Raw genomic sequence first — 20261 nt, forward strand, 5'->3', positions numbered from 1 at the left:
GTCAGGGGGAGGCGGCGGGGGAGCGGCGGGCCAGCAGTGAGTCGCGGATCTCGCCGGCCCTGACCGCCACCGTGGACAGCAGCGTCGAGGTCAGGCCGTGGGTGTGCTCGGTCGCCCCCTGAAGGTAGATGCCGGCCTTGACCTGCGGGGCGAGGACGATCCTGTGGTCGCGGTGCATGCGCAGGGCGTCCTCCTCGTCGCGCAGGCAGAACTTGGCGGCCTCGCCGAGCAGCGCGGCCGGGTCGTGCGGGCGGTAGCCGGTGGCGTGCACGAGAACATCGGCGGCCAGGACCTCGCGCCGGCCGGTCGGCAGGTCCTCGACGGTCACGTCCAGGCCGCCGGCGTGCTCGCGGACGTCGTGGACCCGCGAGACGTTCAGCATGCGCAGCCGCTGCCTGCCGTGCAGCCGTTCGCGGTACATGGTCGAGGACAGCGACTGGATGAGGTCGATGTCGACGACGGAGTAGTTGGTGCCGCGGTGGTAGTCCAGGATCGAGCGTTTGACCTCGGGCGGGGCGCCGTAGAAGACGTCCACGGCCGCCGGGTCGAACACGCGGTTGGCGAACGGGCTGTCATCGGCGGGGGTGTAGCCGAACTTGCCGAACACGCCGCAGACCTCGGCCTCGGTGAACGTGCGGTGCAGCAGGTCGACCACCTCGGCGGCGCTCTGGCCGGCGCCCAGGACGAGCGCCCGGCGTACCGGCTCGCCCGATTCGAGGCGCTGCGCGATGCGGGGGAGGACCTCGCTGGTGTGCCAGACGCGGTCGGACAGGACCGTGTCCGGCGGCAGGTGCGGTTTGAGTCCCATGGCGATGGACAGGTTGCGGGCGCGCCGCCGTACCCGGCGGCCGTCCTGGGCGGTGACCACGTCGAACGCGCGTACCTCGCCGCGCTCGTGCACCGGTTCGACGGCGACGACCTCGGCGGAGTACTGGGTGAGGTGGCTCAGCCTGCCCGCCGCCCACTCGAAGTAGTCGTGGAACTCCGCCCGTAACGGGAACAGCGTCTTCTGGTTGACGAAGTCGACCAGGCGCCCCTTCTCCCGCAGGTAGTACAGGAAGCTGAAGTCGCTGCTCGGGTCGCGCATGGTGACCAGGTCCTTCGGAAAGGACACCTGCATCGTCGCGTCGTCGATGAGGATCCCCCGGTGCCAGCCGAACCGCGGCTGCCGCTCCAGGAACCTGGCGGTGAGCGGCGGCGCCGCGGTGTGTTCTTCGAGGGCTATGGCCAGTGCCAGGTTCGACGGTCCGAACCCGATGCCCAGGACGTCGAGAACGTGCATGGTCACCCGCATTCTCCTTGAGTCAGCCTCGCCCTGCCCGCCACTGGGCGGTGAGCAGAGCCACCAGATACAGCCCGCCGATCACCCCGGTCAGAATGCCCACGGGCAGCTGTACGCCGGGTATCACCCGCTGGGCGGCGAAGTCGGCGGCCACGAGCAGCAGCGCCCCCATGAACGCCGACGACATCACGCCCTCCCCGCTCGTCCGGGTGAGCCTGCGGGCCAGTTGCGGGGCGGCCAGCGCCACGAACGCGATCGGCCCGGCGGTGGCCGTCGCGGCGGCGGTCATGGCGACCGACACCAGCATCAGCCCCAGCCGGGACCGCTCGACCGCGAGCCCGAGCCCGCGCGCCTGCTCGTCGCCCAGCCCGAGCAGCCGCAACCGGCCGCTCATGGACGCCGCCGCGGGCAGCAGTACCGCCAGCAGGACGGCGAGGACGGCGGTGTTGCTCCAGGTGGAGCCGTTCAGCGAGCCGATGAGCCAGCGCTGGGCGTTGGCCGCGGTCTCGACCTCGGCCCTGGCCAGCAGGTAGCTGTTGACCGACACCAGGATGGAGGTGATGCCGATGCCCATGAGGATGAGCCGGTATCCCTGCACGCCCCGCTTGAACGACATCACGTAGACGGCCAGCGACACCACGCCGCCGCCGGCGAGCGCGCCGCCCGCCACCTGCGCGGAGTCGCCCGCGAGCAGCACGATCACCAGGATGCCGCCGGTGGCCGCCCCGGTGGTGAAGCCGATGATGTCGGGGCTGGCGAGCGCGTTCTGGGTCAGGCCCTGGAAGATCGCCCCGGCGGCGCCGAGCCCCGCCCCGATGAGCAGCGCGCACAGCACGCGCGGCAGGCGCAGGTCGGCGACGATGAAGCGGTCGCCGCCCGGCCCGTCTCCGGTGAGCGCGGCCAGGACGTCAGGGAGGGGGATCGGGTAGTCGCCCACCGCGAGGGCGACCATGCCGAGCCCGGCGGCGGCGCAGGCCAGCAGCGCGCACACGATGACCGTGCGGATGGAGACGCGGGCCGACACGCGGTCGCCGAACAGGCGTACCGTCTTGCCGGGGACGGCCGTCATGGTCTTCACAGCTTCGCCAGCCTCCTCCCGCGGACCAGCCACATCAGCACGGGCGCGCCCAGGCACGAGGTGATGATGCCGACCTCCAGTTCGCTCGGCCGGGCCAGTACGCGTCCGGCCAGGTCCGCGCCGAGCAGCAGGATGGGCGCCACGACCATGCTGTACGGGATCACCCACCGCTGGTCGGGGCCGGTCAGCAGGCGCACCATGTGCGGCACCGCCAGCCCCACGAACACGATCGGCCCGGCCGCCGCCGTCGCCCCGCCGCACAGCAGCGTGATGGCGACGGCCGTGAGCACGCGCACGTGTCCGAGCCGCAGCCCCAGCGCGCGGGCGCTGTCGTCGCCGAGCGCCAGCACGTTGAGCGAGGGCGCCAGGACCAGCGCCATCGCCAGGCCGATCAGGATGAACGGCAGCACCTGCTCGACCACCTTCATGTCCCGGCCGGCCAGAGCGCCGATGGCCCAGAACCGGTAGCGGTCGAAGGCGATCGGGTCGATCAGCAGGACGGCCTGGATGATCGAGGTCAGCACCACGCCGATGGCCGTTCCGGCCAGCGCCAGCCGTACGGGGGTGGCCCGGCCGCCGCCCGCCGAGCCGATGCCGTACACCAGCAGGGAGACGGCCAGCGCGCCCGCGAACGAGAACCACACGTACGAGGTGAGCTGGTCGAGCCCGAAGAACGCGACCGCGAACACCACGGCGGTGGCCGCGCCCGCGTTGACCCCGAGCAGGCCGGGATCGGCCAGGGGGTTGCGCGTCATGGACTGCATGAGCGCGCCCGACACGCCGAGCGCGGCGCCGGCCAGCAGCCCGACGAGCGTCCTCGGCACGCGCATCGAGGTGACGATGAGCGCCGAGTAGGAGTCGTCGGGCGACAGCAGGGCCGAGATCACCGTGGCGGGCGACATCTGCAACGAGCCCAGTCCCACGCTGAGCAGGCACACGAGGAACAGCACCCCGCAGGCCACCACCAAGGCGGCGCCGCGCAGCGCAGCACGGCCCCGGTGGCCGTCGCTCACGCGTTTCCGGCCTTTTCCAGGGCCGGTTTCATGGCGTCGAGGAGGTAGGGGATGTTGCGCACGGTGGGGGTGCGCATCGCGCCGATCTTCTCGGCGTCCAGGACCAGGTACGTGCCGTCGCGCACGGTGGGGATCTTCTTGAACAGCTCCGACTTCTCGAACGCGGTCATCTCCTCGTCACTGAAGCCGCCGATGAACATGAGGTCGCCGTCGAGCGCGCCGAGTTGTTCGTAGCTGAGGAAGCCGGTCTCGCCGCCCTTGGCCTCCAGCGCCGTCAGCCCCGGGGCGGGGCCGAGTCCCATGGTCTGGAAGAAGCGGACGAGGTGGTCGTTGGCCTTGGCGCCGGCCTGGACGGTGCCGGGCTGGCGCAGCACGACGTACTGCACGGTCTTGCCCTTGATCCCCGGGTACGTGGTGGCGACCCCGGACAGCGACGCCTCGGCCTTGGTCACGGCGGCCTGGGCCTCGGCGCTCTTGCCCAGGACCTTGCCGACGGTGAGCAGGATCTCCTGCCAGGTGCCGTCCTGGTTGTCGGCGCCGATGATGCCGATGGTGGGCGCGATCTTGCTGAGCGCGGCGTACAGGCCCTTGTTGGAGGTGACCTGGTACGAGCCGAAGATCACGTCGGGGCGCAGCTTGGCGATCTCCTCGACGGAGATGTCGGCCACGGTGTTGATCGGCGTGGTCGTGGACTCCTTGAGCAGGTCGGCGTTCCACGGGGCGAAGACCGGCTGGGTGGCGCTCCACCGGTTGGCCGCGACCGGGACCACACCGAGGGCCAGGGTGGCGTCGACCCAGCCGGTGCTGAGCGCGACGACGCGGGCGGGGGCCTTTTCGATGCGGCTCTCCCCGGCCGCGTGCTTGATCGTGACGGGGAAGGCGCCCGCCTGCTGAGGCGCGGGCGGCGCCGAGGTGGGCGCGGCGCTCCGTACGTTGCTGCCGCACGCCGCCAGCAGGACCAGGACCAGGCCTAACGCGGCGGCCCTCAGGGTTGCCGAGGTTCGGGGTGGGGCTTCATGCCGTGCCAAAGGACGGCTCCTTTCGACGTCATCCGACGTGGTGCACGACAAGTATGATCCCTGAAGTTAGGTTAGGCTAGCCTAACTAAAATATTCCCCGAGAACGCCTCAGGCGGTGAGGATCGCCGCCCAGGTGACGACCAGCAGCAGCACGCCGAGGCCGAAGTCGAGCACCATGCAGAACTCGGTCAGCGAGCGGGTGACGACCTTGTCGCGGCGGTGGTGAATCACGTCCCAGACGCCGTGACCGATGGCCGCCAGCGCCGCCAGGTGGACGGCGAGGACCGGGCCGGCCGTCATCGCGGTCAGCGCGATCGCGGAGTAGCCGGCGAAGGCGGCCGCCTGGATGCCGAGTTCACGCCGGTCGATCCGGTCGCCGCGCAGCAGGCCGTACACCAGGAAGATCGCGGCGGCGGCGAGGAGCAGCACGATCGCGTCCAGCGCGGTGGCCATGCCGATGCTCACCAGGACCGAGGCGAGGACGGCGACGATCCAGCCGGCGCGGCGTGAGCCGAGCGCCGCGGCGCCGAGGTAGCAGAGGGCGGCCAGGATGATGATCATGGCGGCGACGTGCGCGTCGGGGCCGGTGAGGGCGAGGACGACCAGGCCGACCATCGTCGGCCACCGGGCCAGGAGGGCGTCGCGGTAATGGGTGAGAGTTCGCATGGGTGACAGCGTGCGGGCATTTCCGAACAACGCACCCATGCGGATTGTCATCAGATCTTGTGCGCTTCGCGGGATCTGAGGGCCGACCACAGCTTCGCCGTACTGCTCCGCCGCCCCCAGGCGATCACCAGGGACAGGGCGAGCAGGACGAGCGGCAGGAACGCGCCGCCGCCCATCACGAGCACCTGGGTCAGCGTCGCGCCGACCATGAGCGCCGCGAACGCCAGCGCGGCGAGCCCGGCCAGCGGCGGCACCAGCAAGCCGATGACGCCCGCGACCTCCAGCGCGCCGACCAGATAGCGCAGCCAGTCACCCGCGCCGATCGCGTCGAACGTGCTCGCGGCCGGCTCCGCGTCCGCGAACTTGCCCAGCGCCGCCAGCAGGAACGCCGCCGCCGTGACGACCTGAAGGATCCACAGCCCGATGGTACGTAGCGAGGTTGTCATGATCCCGACGCTAGGTTCCCGGCCCGGGATTCAGAATGCAGGTAACGCCCAAGCGAGGGTGTACCTGCCTGCACTGTCTATAGAGTCGGAACATGCTCCACGCGCTCTACGCCCGCAGGCTCCGTGCCCAGGTCACCCGCGTTCCCCGGCACGTCGGCCTGGTCATGGACGGCAACCGGCGCTGGGCCCGCGAGGAGGGCTTCGCCAACCCGAGCGTCGGCCACCGCTACGGCGTCGAGCACATCCAGACCGTCGCCGGCTGGTGCGCCGAACTCGGCATCAAGGAAGTCACGATCTACGTGGCCTCCTCCGACAACGTGCGCAAACGCGCCTCCGAGCAGGTCACGTTCTACATGGAACTGATCGAGAAGGTCATCGCGGGCAGCCTGGTCGCCTCCTCGCCCCTGTGGCGGCTGCACGTGGCGGGCCGCCTCGACGAACTGCCCGACTCGACCGCGCACGCGCTCAAGCTCGCCATGGAAGCCACAGCGGGCCGCGAGCACGGCCACGAACTCACGCTCGCCATCGGCTACGACGGCCGGCAGGAGGTCGTGGACGCGGTCCGCGCCCTCCTGGAGACCGACGGCGCCGACCTGTCCGAGCTGGCCCGGACGCTGACGGCCGACGACATCGCCGCCCACCTCTACACCAGCGGCCGCAGCGACCCGGACTTCATCATCCGCACCAGCGGTGAGCAGCGCCTGTCCGGCTTCCTGATGTGGCAGGCCGCCCACGCCAAGCTGCACTTCTGCGACGTCAACTGGCCCGGCTTCCGCCACATCGACTTCCTGCGGGCCCTGCGTACCTTCGCCCGCGACACCCGGAGCTGACCGCTCAGTCCGGAAGGTCGCCGAAGCCGTACTCCTCCGCCAGGTCCGCCACACGGACGGTGCGCCCGGCGTGCCGGGCGACTCCGGCGTCGGCCAGCAGCGCCCGCACCGCCCGGCCGGGGAACTCGATCGAGTCGCCGCCCGGCGGCATCCGGTCGCCGAAGGCGGCCATGATCGCCTCCGTCCGCGTGAAGCCGGGCGACAGGGCCAGCGCGGTGACGCCGTGCGGGCGCAGGTCGTGGGCGAGCGTACGGGCGAGGCGGCTCACGCCGGTCATGGCCAGGTCGTAGAAGACGTGACCGGCGATGACCTCCGCCTCGGGGTCGGCGTAGCCGGTCATGACCAGCAGGCCGCGCCGTTCGATCAGCAGGGGAGCGGCGTGCCAGGCCGCGACCAGGTGGCTGCGGACGCCGATCTCCATCATGTTCCGCCAGTGCTGTAACGGCAGCGTCCAGAACGGCCCGCCGGCGAACGGCAGCGCGTTGCCGGCGCACGCGTTGGCGACCAGGAGATCGAGCCCGCCCCGCTCGGCGCGGACCCGCTCGAACAGCGCCGCCACGGCGTCGTCGTCGGCGTGGTCCACGACGACGGGGACGCCGTGGCCGCCCCGGTCGTTCACCTGGCCGGCGGTGTCCTCAACGGTGCCGGGCAGGTCGGAGTGGCGGTGGGCGCGGGATTTGCGGTCGGTGACGTAGACGGTGGCGCCGGCTTCGCCCAGCACCAGCGCGATCCCGCGGCCGACACCCCGAGCCGCCCCGGTCACTACGGCCACGAGTTCGGCGGACATGAGGGCCTCCTTCGGCGAGTGTCCTGACTCCTACCCGCCTTCCGCCTGGCCGGGCAGGGTCACGCTCAACCGCTTGCCGGGGTAGCGCTCCAGCAGGCGGGCCCGGCCGCTGCGCACGTCGACCGCGTAGGTGAGCAGGCCCGTGCTGCCCGAATAGCTGAGGTCGATCTCCCCGGAGCTGCGCCAAGGGCCGGTCGCGGTCACGGCGCCGCGGTCGTCGGGCAGGCCGCGGACGGGCACCGTACGCAGGGTTCTGCCGGTCTTGGCGTCCAGCAGGGTCAGCTTGTTGCGGAGATGGTCCTTGTGCCGGACCGCGGCGACCGTGCGGCCGTCGGGGGCGGGCTCGCTGAACATGATGAACACGCCGTCGAACCGCACCGGCTTGCCCCCGCCGGTCACCGGCATGAGCCACAGGTCGGTCTTGAGGTAGCGCACCAGCGACACCACGCCGTCCTTGACGCTGACCGGCTCGAACTTCCCCGGCACCGACACAGTCGCGCCGGTACGCACGTCGATGACCATCCCCGGCTCCTTGCTGCCTTCCCGCGGGTCGAAAGCCAGGTAGCGGCCGTCGTCGGAGACGAGGAGCAGGGAGCCGACGCCGACGCGGTCCTCGCCCAGCCGCAACCGCGACACCGTCCGGGTGCCGCGCTCCAGGTCGTGGACCACGTGCGCCCCCTCCTGGGGGTCGTAGTAGGCGAGCGTGCCGCCGTCACGGCTGATCGCCACCGGCGCGGCGAGCCCCCCGTGGAGGTACGCGGGGGCGTGCGGCAGCCGGTAGGTCCTGCCCGAGCGGGTGACGACCCGCCACTCCGACGCGGAGCAGTCGTGCTCGGGCTTGACGCGGCAGGGTGTACGGAAGGCGTAGCCGAGCGGGCCCACCGCGGTGGCGGGCAGGTCGGGCGCCTTCACGCCCTCGGCCGCGACCGGGCTCACGGTGCTCTGCCACGGCAGCGTCACCACGGCTCCGGCGACGGCCAGCACCGTGGCGGTGGCCAGGGCGGCGACCACCCGGCCGGTACGCCGCCTGCGCAGGTGGCCCGCGATGGCCGCCTCCGCCAGATCCACGCGTGGGGCCTGCTCGGCCAGATCGCCGAGCGCGTCACGCAGCCTCGTCATCGGGCCACCTCCTCGATCACATGTTCCGACAGCAGACCGGCCAGCTCCGGCGCCTGCGCGCGCAGGCGCGAGAGCGCGTGGTGGGTCTGGCTCTTGACGGTTCCCAGCGAGCAGCCCAGCACCTGGGCGGTCTGCGCTTCCGTGAGGTCCTCCCAGAACCGCAGCACGAGTACGGCCCGCTGCTTGGGAGTCAGCCTGGCCAGCGCCTGGCGCAGCACGATGCGGTCCAGCGCCGCCTCGTCATAGCGCCGCCCGTGCTCGGGCAGGCTGGCGCTGGGCGACTCGGGGCGGGACCGCCGCCGCCAGGAAATGTACTGGTTGACCAGCGCTTTGCGCGTATAGGCCTCGGGGTTGCCGTCGCGGGCCAGGCGGGCCCAATGGCCGACCACCTTGACCAGGACGCTCTGCAGCAGATCCTCGGCAAGGTGGGCGTCCCCCGTGAGCAGGTACGCGGTCCGCATGAGCGCCTGCTGGCGGGCCAGCACGAACTCGCGGAAGCCGGCGTGTGGTTCCAAGATTCGTTCTCCTCTCACCCCAGTCAAACGCCACGTACGGGGCGAAAGGTTGGAACCCTTATCTGATCAGTCCGGCCGTGACCTACAGCGGCCCGCGTGACCACGGCCCGCGGATGGCGAACGTACGCCCGGGAGGGTCGAGTGCGGCAGTGTGGCCGAGACAGTTGACGAACAGCACCGAGCCGTCAGGGCTGAAGCAGGCTCCGGCGAACTCGCTGTCGTTGTCGATGTTCACGGCGAACTCGAACGGCTGCCCGCCCCGTGGATCCAGGCCGATCAGCCGGTTGACGTTGTCCAGGCCCGGTGCCAGCGGGTGCGGGTCGGCGTCGGCGGAGGAGGCGTCGTCCTCGCACAGGACGATGCCGCCGCGCGGGGTGAAGGTGAGGTTGTCGGGGGAGTCGAGTTCTTTGCGTCCCGGCGATTCGTAGACGAGCACCAGCGTGTCGGAACGGCGATGGCGGCCGGGGACGAGCTGCCAGACCTGGCCGTACCCCTCGCGGTAGCCGTCGGCGTTGGGGGCGTCGCCGTTCTTCGCGTCGCCGCCGCTGGTGGAGCTGAAGAAGATGGCGCCGTCGCCGTACCAGCAGCCTTCGAGCCGGTTGAACTTCGCGCCTCCCTTGGCCAGCCCTTGCTGGGTGCAGGTCGGGGCGCCGTTCTCGAGATCCGGGTCAGGGTCGTCGATTCTGACCCACTCCACCGGCAGGCGGCTGCCCATCGTCTGGCCCTCGCGGCAGTCGTACTCGCCGGCGCCCTTGACCTTGAGCATCTCCAGCACGCCGCCCGCGGCCAGATCGCGCGGGTTGCCGGGCCGGAAGCGGTAGAAGCCGTTGGGCTTGCCGGAGTCGTCCTCGGTCTCGTAGACGTAGCCGGTCCGCGGGTCGACCGCGATGGCTTCGTGGGAGAAACGGCCCATCGCGGTGAGCGGCATCGACGGAGCGGGTTCGCCCGGCCTGGGCCCGTTCAGCGGCACCTCGAAGATGTAGCCGTGCTTGCGCTGCCAGCCCCGGTCCAGGCCGGAGGTGGTCTCTTCGCAGGTCAGCCAGCCGCGGTTGTGAAGCATCCGGCCGCCGGCGCAGTTGACGATCGAACCGTTGAAGCTGACGAAGTGCTCCAGCGTCTCGCCGCTGCGCAGATCCACCTCAAGCGTGGTGGTGCCGCCGACGCCGAGCTCGTCGTAACGCCGGGATCCGGGCACGTGCACCCGGCCCGTCGGTGATCCCGGAGTCGTGCGGACCTCGTGGTTGCGGATCAGCCGGACGGTGTGGCGTCGCCTGCCGGGGAAAGCGGCCATGCCATCGTGGGCGATCGGGGTCGCGACCCCGTCGGTCATAGGGGTTCCGGTCTGACCGAGCACGATGTAGGAGAATCCCGAGGGCAGGGCGAGCAGCTCTTCGCCGGTGTTCTTGGAAGGGGTACGGCGCAGCGGGCCATACCCCGCCTTACCCGGGTCGGCGGCGGGTCGTCCGGCGTCGGCCCAGGACGCGTGGGCTGCCAAGGTCTCGATGGCGACACCGCCGGCCAGGACGCCACCGGCGGTGGCGAGGCCGCGGCCCAGGAAGGATCGTCGATCAAGCGCGGTCATGTGTGCCTCTCCTTGTGTGAACACACGATGAACAACTGCTTTTGCAGCGTAAACGCGCTGATCATCCCTGAGAGGGCCTATTTGTCAGTCGGTGAGCACGTGAATCACCTTCTCGATCAGGAGGCGCGTGTCAGCCGCGTTCGTGGTCAGTGCCTTTTCGATCACGTCGCCGCCCAGGCCGGATCCCGGCCGATGACGCCGAGCAGGCGGTCGAAGGCGGGGGCGTCGTCCGGCACCGCCACCGGCGGTCCGAACGCGCCGCGCTGCCTGCCCATCTCCACCATCCGGCCGGTGAAGCCGACGGCCACCGTCACGGTCTCCGGGTCCGGCTCGTACGGCTGCGCGGTGGCCTTGGCCAGGTCCCAGCCGTGGACGATCATGTCCACGAGGAACATGTGGCCCAGCACCGTCATCGGCAGGCCCATGGCGGCGCTGTCCCCCTCCCACGCCCCGGGCCGCGACCAGACGGCCAGCGCGCGCTCGGCCCGCTCGGGGAAGTCGCCGGCGTAGGGGCCCTGCTCGACGTACGGTCCCTTGGCGCCCAGCGACTCGAACAGCTCGGCGACCCACTCCAGGTGGGCGATCAGGGCTTCGACGTCGAACTTCGCGCAGGGCGTGGGTGCGGCGAACTGCTCCTGCCGTACGCCGCGCACCACGCCGGCGGTACGTTCGGCGGCACGTGTCATCAGCGGCATCATGTGGTCCATGGCAGCGATGATTCCCCGTCCGTCACAGGCGCGGCTTGTAGAAACGCGACAGCGTGGCTGGGTGGACCCTTATGCCGGGCTCGCGGCCTTCGACTTCACCCGGCAGGCGCCGGCGCCCGGCCTCGCGGCGTTCGTGGACCACTTCTGGGTCGTCACCTGGAAGGAGCTGGCCGAGCCGTACGTGCAGCGCATCGTCTCCCATCCCACCGTGAACCTGAACATCGCCCCGGACCACCGCCGGATAGCGGGAGTGATCAAGGGCGGTTTCTCCTACACGATGCGCGGAAGCGGGCGCGTGCTCGGCGTCCGCTTCCGCCCCGGCGGCTTCCGCACGTTCCTCGGCGGCCCCGTCTCCGAGCTGACCGGCCGTTTCGTGGAGATCAGCGACATGTACGGCGAGGCGGGCGCGGCACTGGCCGAGCGGGTCCTGGCCGAACCCGAGGCGCGGGCGGCGATCGCGCGGGTCGAGACGTTCCTGCTGGGTCTGGACCCGCGCGAGGATCCGCTGGCGGAGGAGGCGGCGGCGCTGGTGGCTCTGGCGGAGGCCGAGGTGCCCATGGTCAGGGTGGAGCAGCTGGCCGCCCGATCGGGCCGGTCGATGCGCTCGTTGCAGCGGCTGTTCCGGGACTATGTGGGGATCGGCCCGAAGTGGGTGATCCGCCGGTTCCGGCTGCACGAGGCGGCGGAGCGCATCTACCAGGGCCTCGACCTGGCAACGCTGGCGGCCGAGCTCGGCTACACCGACCAGGCCCACCTGACCCGCGACTTCACGGCGGCGGTCGGTATGACCCCGGCGGCTTACGCGCGTCGCAGATCTTGATCTACAAAGTAAAGGCGGTCGGTTGGTTGAAACCTACTTTCCGATTCGACAGCCAAGCCTCAACGGATAGAGCGGGGTGACCTCCAGGCGCGGTTCGGGGACGAGAGAGACCGCGCCTCGTCTCGTGAGGGTCAGGAGTCGGTGAGGCGGTCGGCGAGGGCGAGGATGCGGCGGGCCCTGGCGAGGACGGGGGCGTCGACGAAGCGGCCGTCGGGCAGGGCGAAGGCGGCCTGGCCGGTTTCTGTGGCGGCTTGCACGATTTCGGCGGCGCGGGCGGTTTCCTCGGGGGTGGGGCGGAAGGCTCGGCGGATCGCGGGGATTTGGCGGGGGTGGATGGCGGTGCGGCCGAACATGCCGAGGGCGCGGCCGGCCGTACAGGAGGCGATGAGGCCCTGTTCGTCGTGGACGTCGGGGTAGACCGACATCGGGACGGGGGGCAGGCCCGCGGCGGCGGCGGCGAGGACGACCTGGAGGCGCAGGTGGTCGAGGGCGGCCGGCGAGGTGAGGGAGAGTTCGGCGGTCAGGTCCTGCTCGCCGAGTGCGACTGAGGTGATGCGGGGGTGGGCGGCGATGGCGGCGGCGTTGAGGATGCCGGCGGCGGATTCGAGCAGGGCGCAGGCGGGGACGTCGAGGGTGTCCAGGGGTGTGGTGGATTCGACTTTGGGCAGGCGGACGGCGGTGAGGCCGGGTGCGCCGGTGAGGGCGGCGAGGTCGTCGCGGCCGCGCTGGGTGGTGAGGTCGTTGATGCGGACCTGGATGGGGATGCCGGGGTTGGTGTGGAGGTAGTCGAGGGCGTTGGCGCGGGCCTGGTCTTTGTGGTGGGGGGCGACGGCGTCTTCGAGGTCGATGATGATCTCGTCGGCGCCGGAGGTGGCGGCTTTGGCGAAGCGTTCGGGGCGGTCTCCGGGGACGTAGAGCCAGGTGACGGTCATGCGATGACTCCGGCTTCGCGCAGGGTGGTGATCTGTTCCGGGGTGTAGTGGAGTTCGGTGAGGATGGTGTCGGTGTCGTGGCCGAGGGGGCGGCCGGGCCAGCGGATTTCGCCGGGGGTTTCGGACATGCGGAACATGACGTTCTGCATGGTGACGGTGCCGAGTTCGGGGTCGGGCAGGTCGACGAAGGTGTTGAGGGCGGCGTATTGCGGGTCTTCGGCGATGTCGGAGATTTCGTAGATGGGGGCGATGGCGGCCTGGGCGGTTTCGAAGGCGGCGATGACCTCGTGGGCGTCGCGGGCGGCGATCCAGGTGGCGACGGCTTCGTCGAGTTCTTCGACGTGCTGGACGCGGCCGGCTCCGCTGGCGAACCAGGGTTGGGCGACGAGGTCGGGGCGGCCGACGAGGGTGACGACGCGTTCGGCGACGGGTTGGGCGCTGGTGGAGATGGCGAGCCAGCGGCCGTCGCGGGTGCGGTAGGTGTTGCGGGGTGCGTTGCTGCTGGAGCGGTTGCCGGTGCGGCGGGGTGTCACGCCGAGGGCTTTGTAGGCGCTCATCTGGGGGCCGAGGAGGCCGAGGATGGGTTCGATGATCGCCATGTCGATGATCTGTCCGTGGCCGGTGCGTTCGCGGTTGTGGAGGGCGACCATGATGGCGTAGGACATGGCGAGGCCGGCGATGCCGTCGGCGAGGGCGAGTGGCGGGAGTGTGGGTGGGCCGTCGGGCTGGCCGGTCATGGCGGCGAAGCCGCTCATGGCTTCGGCGAGGGTGCCGAAGCCGGGTTGGTGGGACATGGGGCCGAACTGTCCGAATCCGGTCATGCGGGCGATGATGAGCCGGGGGTTGGCGGTCAGCAGGTGTTGTGGGTCGAGTTCCCAGCGTTCGAGGGTGCCGGGGCGGAAGTTCTCGATGAGGACGTCGGCGTTGTGGGCCAGTTGCCGGATGATCTCCTGGCCTTCTGGGCGGGACAGGTCGATGGCGGCGTTGCGTTTGTTGCGTGACAGGGTTTTCCACCACAGGCCGACGCCGTCGACGGCGGCGCCGTGGCCGCGGGAGGGGTCGCCGCGCCGTGGGTGTTCGATTTTGATGACGTCGGCGCCGAAGTCGCCGAGCATCATGGCGGCGGAGGGTCCGGCGAACAGGGTCGCCATATCGATCACCCGAAGGTCGGGCAGGCTTGTCATGATGATGTAACTTATAAGAAATAAGTCATACGTCAACCCGCGCGACTCCGAAATACGGAACAATCACGGACATGCCGCCTACGCCGCCGATGAGTAAGGCTGATTACGTCTACAGCGTCCTGCTGGACGACATCCGCAGCGCGCGTATTCCGGGGGGCACCGCGCTGCGTGCCGCCGCGGTGGCCGAGCGCCTGGGTGTCTCGGTCACTCCCGTGCGCGAGGCGCTGCGCCGTCTGGAGAAGGACCGGCTGATCAGCTACGAGCCGCACCACGGCGCGACCGTCATCGACATGGGGGCGGACGCGCTGGAGGAGTTCTACGGGGTGCGCGCGGTGGTGGAGGGGCTGGGTGCGCGGCTGGCCGCCGCGCGGATCACTCCTGAGCATCTGGCGGGGTTGCACGCGTTGCACGCCGAGATGGTCGCTGATCTGGCCGCCGGTGCGCTGGCCGGGCTGGGGGAGAAGTCGCGGGCGTTTCATCTGTCGATCGCCGATATCGGGGGGCCGGCGTTTCTGGGGCAGCATGCCCGTGCGATTCGTAACAGTGTGCCGGTTCCGGCGGCGGCGTCGTTGTGGCTGGACCCGGTGCAGGCTCGGGGCAACCTTGACGCGCACGAGCACATTCTGGCGGCGTTGCGGGCGGCGGACGGCGACCTGGCCGAGAAGATCATGATCGATCATGTACGGCAGGCGGGCGTGTCCCGGGCATCGTGACCGGGGCGTGGGCCGGGGTGTCGTGAACCGGGGCATCGTGACCGGGGTTGGCGGCGTCCGACCGTGGGCTGATGTCGTTCAGACCGTGGGTTGATGTGGCCGGGCGGTGCTCGCCGCGACCCTCGACGCATGCTTCTACACACCCTGTTGTCCCTCGGCCTGCTCGGTCTGTCCTTCACCGGAATCTCGGCCCTGGGCCCGGCCACGGGCTCGGCCACCGCCACCGCCACGGCGTCGGTACCGGATTCGGCCGGGGTTGGGCCGTCGTCCGGTCCGGCCTGGAAGCCGTGTGGTCCGGGCGGCCTCGAATGCGCCCAGGTCAAAGTGCACGTCGACTACTCCAAACCCGGCGGCCGGAAGCTCACGCTGAGCGTCGCCCGCCTACGATCCACCGGCCCGGCGGCGTCCAAGGGGGTCGTGCTGGTCAACTTCGGTGGTCCGGGTCTGCAGGGGGTGACCGCCTGGCGTGACCATGCGGATTACTGGGCGAAGCCGTTCGACGGCCTGAGACGCGAGATGGACGTCGTGACCTGGGACACGCGGGGCTATCCCAACGGTCTGAGCCGGCCCGAGCTGGGGTGCGCGTGGCAGGACAGCCGCATGCCGGTCCCGCCGTTCCCCCGAAACCAGGCGGAGATGGACCGTCTGGCCTCTGACAACAAGGCTCGGGCCAGAGCCTGCCGTACGCACGACCCGGAGCTGTTCGACAACATGAGCTCGGCCGTCCACGCGCGCGACATGGAAGCCATCCGCCGGGCGCTCGGCGCGCCCAAGATCAACCTCTACATGGGCTCCTACGGCACCTGGTACGGCCAGTCCTATGCCAGGCAGTTCCCGCAACGGGTGCGCACCATGGTGCTCGACGGCGGCGGCAACCACGCCGACCCCTTCCTGCGCGAGCAACTCGCCCTCGCCCGCGACCTGGAACTGCGCATGCGCCGGTTCACAGCCTGGTGCGCCACCGACACCTCCTGTGCCCTGACCGGCCGTGACGTGCCCCGCCTGTGGCGCCAGCTCCTGCGCAAGGCGGCCAAGACCCCCATTCCGGCCCCCGCCGTGAAGGCCGCTTACACCCGCGAGCACCTCGAAGGCCTCCTGGCCGGACAGCTGATCCGGGCGGGTGCCGCCGACTGGCCCAAGCTCGCCAAGGCTATCGACCAGGCGACCCGGGGCGACGCCTCCGCCCTGGCGCCGGGAGGGAGGATCCCCTACCCGTCGACCAGCAAGTTCGCGGTCACCGAGTGCGGCGACGCCCCTGGGCTCTCCGACTACCGCGACCTGTCCGCCATGGTGAAGCGCCTGCGCAAGGAGTCCCCGAACTTCGGCCCCGGCGGCACGTCGCTGCCGTTCCTGCTGGGCTGTGTGGGCGCGGCCATCCCATCGGTGAACCCACCCGCGCCGTTGCCGTCCGGCGTGCCGCCGCTGCTGGCCATGGGCACGTGGGCTGACGCGCCGGCCACGTTCAGAAGCGTGGCTTCGGTCCCCGGCAGCTCCACAGTCCTGCAACCCGACACCGGCCACGAGATCTACGTCACCGGCTCGGCCTGCGCCCGCCAGCACGCCGACACCTACTTCACCACCGGAACCCTTCCCCCACCCAACACCACCTGCACCCCTTAACCCGCACACCCTGGCGGCTCGTCGGGGTCCGCCACGATGCGGGGCGCCGGCACCAGGAGCACCTGCCGCCTCCGGAACACACCTCGTCTCTACGCCACGGAGCGGGACAAGGCACACGCCTCCGGAGACATGCCACGTCGGTGCGCGGCGGTTGCGGGACATGCCGTGTGCGGGAAGGGCGTTTGCCTCTGGGGCACAGATCGGCGGGCGGCGGGCGTTGGGGTGGTGCGCTGTGTCATGGCGCGCAGTCGTGCCTCGGCGACGCGGGTCGGCCCCGTGGCGTGCGCTGCCCTGCGTATGCCTCCCTGTGTTGCGTGTCCCGACCCGCGTGCCCCAACCCGCTTCCCGGCCGGCGTGTCCCGACCCGCGTGTCTCGATCCGCGTGCCCCGACCTGCTTCCCGAACCGCGTGCCCCAACTTGCTTCCCGGCTGGCGTGTCCCGGCCAGCGTGCCCCGGAACTGCTTCCCGGTCCGTGTGTCCCGGTCCGCGTGTGTCGGGCTGGTGGCTTGTTGTGTCGGGGTGCGGTGCGTCCTGGGGCGGGTTGCCGGTGGTGACTGCGGGTGCTGGGCTGCCGGGTGGCTGGGGTTCTGGGTGGCCGGGGGTTCTGGTGGGTTGGGGGAGGGGGTTATGTGTTGGTGAGGATGAGGTCGAGGGCGGAGCGGACGGTGGAGGCGGGGGTGCCGTCGGCTACTTCGAGGAGGGCGGCGCGCCAGGCGGCGGTGAGGATGGGGGCGGCGCTGGTCAGGTGGGTCTGCAGGAGGTCGCGTAGGAGTTCGGTGATGGGGTCTTTTCGTGGTTCGGGGGGTTGTTCGGCCAGGATGCGGCAGGTGCCGAAGTGGACGGCGGTGTCGAAGGCGACCAGCAGGGCCGCGCGGATGGGGGTGGGGGAGGCGGCGGCTGCTCCGTGCATGCGGTCGATGACGCGTTGTTCGAAGTCGTCGCGGATGACGCCGTAGAGGCCGAGTTTGGAGCCGAAGTGGTGGTAGAGGGCGCCGGTGGTGACGCTTGCTTTGGCGGCCAGGTCGGTGACGTTGACGGCGTCGTAGCCGTCGCGTTCGAAGCGGTGGAGTCCGGCTTCGATGAGCCGTGCCTTCGCCGAGCCGGGTACGGGAATGGATGCGCGCACCACACCATCGTAATTGATTGACGCGATCACGTAAGCGGATTATGTTCAGGCGTATGAAGCTTATCTTCCTCTATCAGCCGGTGACCGATCTGCAGGAGTCGTTGGCGTTCTACCGCGACGTGCTGGGGCTCGATGAGTCGTGGCGGGAGGGCGAGACGACCGTGGCGTTCCACCTGCCCGGGACCGAGGTCGAGCTGATGCTCGACGTCCCGCCCGGCGAGGGCCCGGAGTGGGGGAGGGGCGGCGGCTTCATGGTCGACAGCGTCGACGACTACATCGCCGCCCATCCCGGGCTGAAGTGGGTGGGTGAGGTCCTGGAGTTGCCCGACGGCAAGAGCGCGGCGTTCCTCGACCCCTCGGGTAACCCCATCCACCTGTTCGACCAGAGCACGGCGGGACCGCGGTAGGTCCTATGCCTTCGGTTCCTGCTGGATGCGTACCAGGTTGCCCGACGGGTCGCGCAGGGCGCAGTCGCGTGGGCCCCAGGGCTGTTCGATGGGCTCCTGCAGGATCTCGGCGCCGGAGGCGCGGGCGTTCTCGAAGGTCTTGTCGAGGTCGTCGGTGCGCAGGACGATCATGGGCATGACGCCCTTGGTGAGGAGTTCCTGGATGGCGTCGCCGTCGGCCTGGGAGCGGCCCGCGTGGGGTTCCGACAGCACGATCTCGGTGCCGGCCTGGGACGGGGTGCCGAGGGTGACCCAGCGAAATCCGCCGGAGGCGACGTCGTTGCGTACCTCGAAGGCGAGGGCGTCGCGGTAGAAGGCGAGCGCTTCGTCGACGTCGTTGACGGTGACGTGGCAGTACTGAAGTGCGATGCTCATGCCGCCCACGTTAGGCGGCGGCCTCGCGTTTGGCTTCTTCGATCCTGCTCGGCGCGTCGCGGGTGGGGCGGGTGCGCAGCCGCGCCACGCACGGGGGCATCGCGGCCACGGCACTGTGCTCGCGGGCGCGGTAGGCGCTCGGTGTCTCTCCGAGCAGTTCGGTGAAGCGGGAGCTGAAGGAGCCGAGTGAGGTACAGCCGACGGCCATGCACGCGTCGGTCACGCTGACGCCCGCGCGCAGCATGGCCATGGCCCGCTCGATGCGGCGGGTCATGAGGTAGCTGTAGGGCGTCTCGCCGTAGGCGGCCCGGAACTGGCGGGAGAAATGGGCCGGTGACATGAGCGCGTGGCGTGCCATGGTGGGCACGTCGAGGGGGCGCGCGTATTCGCGGTCGATCAGATCCCGCGCCCGCCGCAGGTGCGCGAGGTTGGCCAGGTCTTGCGGGGTCATGCGGGCAGCGTAGCACCGGCGGCTGACATCGGGCCCCTGACCTGCGCTCGGGCCGCGTCCGGGCCGGGGGCTGTGCGGCGGGCGGCCGCGCCGGTAGTCTCATCGCGTCCTCCCGCCCCCGACTCGCGTCCCCCCGACTCGTGTTCCCGACTCGTGTTCCCGAGCCGTGCCGGCCTGACGGTGAACCCCCATGACGCTGCCCCGCCTGCTTCCCTCCGCTTATCGGCCGGTGCTGGCCAACCGGGTGTTCCGGCGGCTGATCGGCGGTTTCGCCGTGTCCTATCTCGGGGACGGGATGAGTTTCGTCGCGGTGGCGTGGCTGGCGATGGAGCTGGCGCCGCCGGCCAGCGCGGGGTTGTGGATCGGTGGGGCGGTGGCGGCGTACACGCTGCCGGGGGTGGTGGGGGCGCTGGTGCTCGGGCGGTGGTTGCGCCGGGTGCCGGCGCGGCGGCTGCTGCTGGCCGACAACGTGGTGCGCGGCGTGTTTCTCGGCGTGGTGCCGCTCGCGTGGCTGGCGGGTGTGCTCACGCCGTGGTTGTACGTGGTGCTGCTGGCCGTGTCGTCGTTGCTGCACGCGTGGGGCAACGCGGGCAAGTACACGCTGCTGGCGGAGTTGCTGCCGCGGGAGCAGCGGCTGGCGGGCAACACGGTGGTCAGCACGCTCAGTTTCGCCGCCACGATCGCGGGGCCGGCGATCGCCGGGGTGCTGGTGACGTATGTGAGTTCCGCGCTGGTGCTGGGTCTGGACGCGCTGACGTATGTGTTCCTGGCGGTGCTCATCGCGCGTACCCGCCTGCCGCGGGTGGGGCAGGTCTCGCCGGTCGACCGGGCGGCGGCGCGGGGCGGGCTGGCGTTGCTGCGTTCGCATCCGGAGTTGCTGGGGTTGCTGGCGCTGACCTGGTTCTTCAATCTGCTCTACGGCCCGGTCGAGGTCGCGCTTCCGTTGCACGTGACCCGGGATCTGGGGGCGCCGGGCACGCTGCTGGGGTTGTACTGGATGTTGTTCGGTATCGGGGCGGTGGCCGGCGGGCTGGCGGTGGGAGCGTTGCGGCGGTTGCCGTTGTGGCCGGTGACGGTGGTGATCGTGGCCGGGTGGGGGGTGTTGCTGCTGCCGTTCGGGTTCGAGGCGCCGGTGGCGGTGACGGTGGCGTGTTTCACGCTGGGCGGGGTGGTTTATGGGCCGTTCGTGGCGCTGTCGGTGACGCTCATGCAGACGGCTTCGCCGCCGCGGCATCTGGCCGCGATGCTCGCGGCGCGCAGCGCGGTGCTGCTGACGGCCTCGCCGATGGGTACCGCGCTGGGCGGGCCGCTGACCACCGCGCTGGGGCCGCGGGTGACGCTGGCCGGCTCGGGCCTGGTCACGGTGGCGCTGGGGGCGGTGGCGTGCGTGCTGCTGTTGCTGGCCCGCAGGGGAGCCTTGACCAGAGCAAGCAGGAATGGAGAAGCATCCGGTACGGCGCCGCCCCTAGCGTGACCCGAGGGACACACGCGCCCAAGAAACCAGACAAACTGCTTAAATCTACACGGCGGGACCCCGCGTACCGTTCAC

22 protein-coding genes are annotated in these 20261 nt (G+C 70.7%); 6 read left to right on the top strand and 16 right to left on the bottom strand.

Annotated elements, in window-relative coordinates; translation table 11 throughout:
* Position 1: 1 nt before the first annotated feature.
* The 6 genes from ACFWY5_RS30305 to ACFWY5_RS30330 form a co-directional block, all read right to left on the bottom strand.
* On the bottom strand, positions 2–1294 hold the full coding sequence (locus tag ACFWY5_RS30305; RefSeq protein ID WP_379621172.1) for a lysine N(6)-hydroxylase/L-ornithine N(5)-oxygenase family protein: 1293 nt from the start codon (positions 1292–1294) through the stop codon (positions 2–4).
* Positions 1295–1304: 10 nt separating this feature from the next.
* Positions 1305–2351, bottom strand: coding sequence for a FecCD family ABC transporter permease (locus ACFWY5_RS30310; protein WP_379621192.1), 1047 nt, complete (start codon positions 2349–2351; stop codon positions 1305–1307).
* Positions 2352–2356: 5 nt separating this feature from the next.
* Entirely contained in the window at positions 2357–3373 is a 1017-nt protein-coding gene (locus ACFWY5_RS30315; protein ID WP_379621174.1) for a FecCD family ABC transporter permease, read from the bottom strand.
* The gene (locus ACFWY5_RS30320) at positions 3370–4401 is read right to left on the bottom strand and encodes an ABC transporter substrate-binding protein (protein ID WP_379621176.1); all 1032 of its coding nucleotides are present in this window, start codon (positions 4399–4401) and stop codon (positions 3370–3372) included. Before ACFWY5_RS30320 ends, ACFWY5_RS30315 begins: the two co-directional genes overlap by 4 nt.
* A 99-nt stretch (positions 4402–4500) precedes the next feature.
* A complete protein-coding gene (locus ACFWY5_RS30325) occupies positions 4501–5058 on the bottom strand; it encodes a hypothetical protein (RefSeq protein WP_379635978.1) in 558 nt (185 codons plus the stop codon).
* A 50-nt stretch (positions 5059–5108) separates the two neighbouring features.
* Positions 5109–5504, bottom strand: coding sequence for a DoxX family protein (locus ACFWY5_RS30330; protein ID WP_379621180.1), 396 nt, complete (start codon positions 5502–5504; stop codon positions 5109–5111).
* Positions 5505–5596: 92 nt separating this feature from the next.
* On the opposite strand from ACFWY5_RS30330, the gene uppS reads away from it, so the two are divergent.
* Positions 5597–6334, top strand: coding sequence for a polyprenyl diphosphate synthase (uppS, locus tag ACFWY5_RS30335; protein WP_379621182.1), 738 nt, complete (start codon positions 5597–5599; stop codon positions 6332–6334).
* A 4-nt stretch (positions 6335–6338) separates the two neighbouring features.
* Here the strand turns inward: uppS and ACFWY5_RS30340 are convergent, their stop codons facing one another.
* The 5 genes from ACFWY5_RS30340 to ACFWY5_RS30360 form a co-directional block, all read right to left on the bottom strand.
* Positions 6339–7121: an SDR family oxidoreductase gene (locus tag ACFWY5_RS30340; protein WP_379635980.1), complete on the bottom strand. Its 783-nt coding sequence runs from the start codon at positions 7119–7121 to the stop codon at positions 6339–6341.
* 30 nt (positions 7122–7151) lie between these two features.
* Complete coding sequence (locus ACFWY5_RS30345; protein WP_379635982.1) at positions 7152–8240, bottom strand: hypothetical protein; 1089 nt, start codon at positions 8238–8240, stop codon at positions 7152–7154.
* Complete coding sequence (locus tag ACFWY5_RS30350; RefSeq protein ID WP_379621052.1) at positions 8237–8755, bottom strand: SigE family RNA polymerase sigma factor; 519 nt, start codon at positions 8753–8755, stop codon at positions 8237–8239. The genes ACFWY5_RS30345 and ACFWY5_RS30350 overlap by 4 nt, the downstream gene beginning before the upstream one ends.
* Before the next feature lie 82 nt (positions 8756–8837).
* Complete coding sequence (locus ACFWY5_RS30355; protein WP_379621050.1) at positions 8838–10337, bottom strand: PhoX family protein; 1500 nt, start codon at positions 10335–10337, stop codon at positions 8838–8840.
* Positions 10338–10498: 161 nt separating this feature from the next.
* The gene (locus ACFWY5_RS30360) at positions 10499–11044 is read right to left on the bottom strand and encodes a TIGR03086 family metal-binding protein (RefSeq protein WP_379621048.1); all 546 of its coding nucleotides are present in this window, start codon (positions 11042–11044) and stop codon (positions 10499–10501) included.
* A gap of 61 nt (positions 11045–11105) precedes the next feature.
* On the opposite strand from ACFWY5_RS30360, the gene ACFWY5_RS30365 reads away from it, so the two are divergent.
* Complete coding sequence (locus ACFWY5_RS30365) at positions 11106–11864, top strand: DUF6597 domain-containing transcriptional factor (RefSeq protein ID WP_379621046.1); 759 nt, start codon at positions 11106–11108, stop codon at positions 11862–11864.
* A gap of 131 nt (positions 11865–11995) precedes the next feature.
* Here ACFWY5_RS30365 and ACFWY5_RS30370 read toward each other — a convergent pair whose 3' ends face one another.
* Together ACFWY5_RS30370 and ACFWY5_RS30375 are read right to left on the bottom strand one after the other, a co-directional pair.
* Positions 11996–12796, bottom strand: coding sequence for an HpcH/HpaI aldolase/citrate lyase family protein (locus ACFWY5_RS30370; RefSeq protein ID WP_379621044.1), 801 nt, complete (start codon positions 12794–12796; stop codon positions 11996–11998).
* The gene (locus ACFWY5_RS30375; protein WP_379621042.1) at positions 12793–13980 is read right to left on the bottom strand and encodes a CaiB/BaiF CoA transferase family protein; all 1188 of its coding nucleotides are present in this window, start codon (positions 13978–13980) and stop codon (positions 12793–12795) included. The genes ACFWY5_RS30370 and ACFWY5_RS30375 overlap by 4 nt, the downstream gene beginning before the upstream one ends.
* Before the next feature lie 71 nt (positions 13981–14051).
* On the opposite strand from ACFWY5_RS30375, the gene ACFWY5_RS30380 reads away from it, so the two are divergent.
* Positions 14052–14693, top strand: coding sequence for a GntR family transcriptional regulator (locus tag ACFWY5_RS30380; protein ID WP_379621040.1), 642 nt, complete (start codon positions 14052–14054; stop codon positions 14691–14693).
* Between the two features lie 129 nt (positions 14694–14822).
* Positions 14823–16313 carry an alpha/beta fold hydrolase gene (locus tag ACFWY5_RS30385; protein WP_379635984.1) on the top strand — a complete coding sequence of 497 codons (1491 nt, stop codon included), beginning with the start codon at positions 14823–14825 and terminating at the stop codon, positions 16311–16313.
* A 626-nt stretch (positions 16314–16939) separates the two neighbouring features.
* Here the strand turns inward: ACFWY5_RS30385 and ACFWY5_RS30390 are convergent.
* The gene (locus tag ACFWY5_RS30390) at positions 16940–17440 is read right to left on the bottom strand and encodes a TetR family transcriptional regulator (RefSeq protein ID WP_379635986.1); all 501 of its coding nucleotides are present in this window, start codon (positions 17438–17440) and stop codon (positions 16940–16942) included.
* Between the two features lie 53 nt (positions 17441–17493).
* Here ACFWY5_RS30390 and ACFWY5_RS30395 point away from each other — a divergent pair, with 53 nt between their 5' ends.
* A complete protein-coding gene (locus tag ACFWY5_RS30395; protein WP_379621034.1) occupies positions 17494–17847 on the top strand; it encodes a VOC family protein in 354 nt (117 codons plus the stop codon).
* A gap of 3 nt (positions 17848–17850) precedes the next feature.
* Here the strand turns inward: ACFWY5_RS30395 and ACFWY5_RS30400 are convergent, their stop codons facing one another.
* Both ACFWY5_RS30400 and ACFWY5_RS30405 read right to left on the bottom strand, forming a co-directional pair.
* Positions 17851–18261, bottom strand: a complete 411-nt coding sequence (locus tag ACFWY5_RS30400; protein WP_379621032.1) for a VOC family protein — start codon at positions 18259–18261, stop codon at positions 17851–17853.
* A 10-nt stretch (positions 18262–18271) separates the two neighbouring features.
* Complete coding sequence (locus ACFWY5_RS30405; protein ID WP_379635988.1) at positions 18272–18712, bottom strand: helix-turn-helix transcriptional regulator; 441 nt, start codon at positions 18710–18712, stop codon at positions 18272–18274.
* A gap of 190 nt (positions 18713–18902) precedes the next feature.
* Here ACFWY5_RS30405 and ACFWY5_RS30410 point away from each other — a divergent pair, with 190 nt between their 5' ends.
* Entirely contained in the window at positions 18903–20186 is a 1284-nt protein-coding gene (locus ACFWY5_RS30410) for an MFS transporter (RefSeq protein WP_379635990.1), read from the top strand.
* Positions 20187–20261 lie beyond the last annotated feature (75 nt).

The sequence above is a fragment of the Nonomuraea sp. NPDC059007 genome, from assembly GCF_042740555.1.
GTDB lineage: Bacteria > Actinomycetota > Actinomycetes > Streptosporangiales > Streptosporangiaceae > Nonomuraea.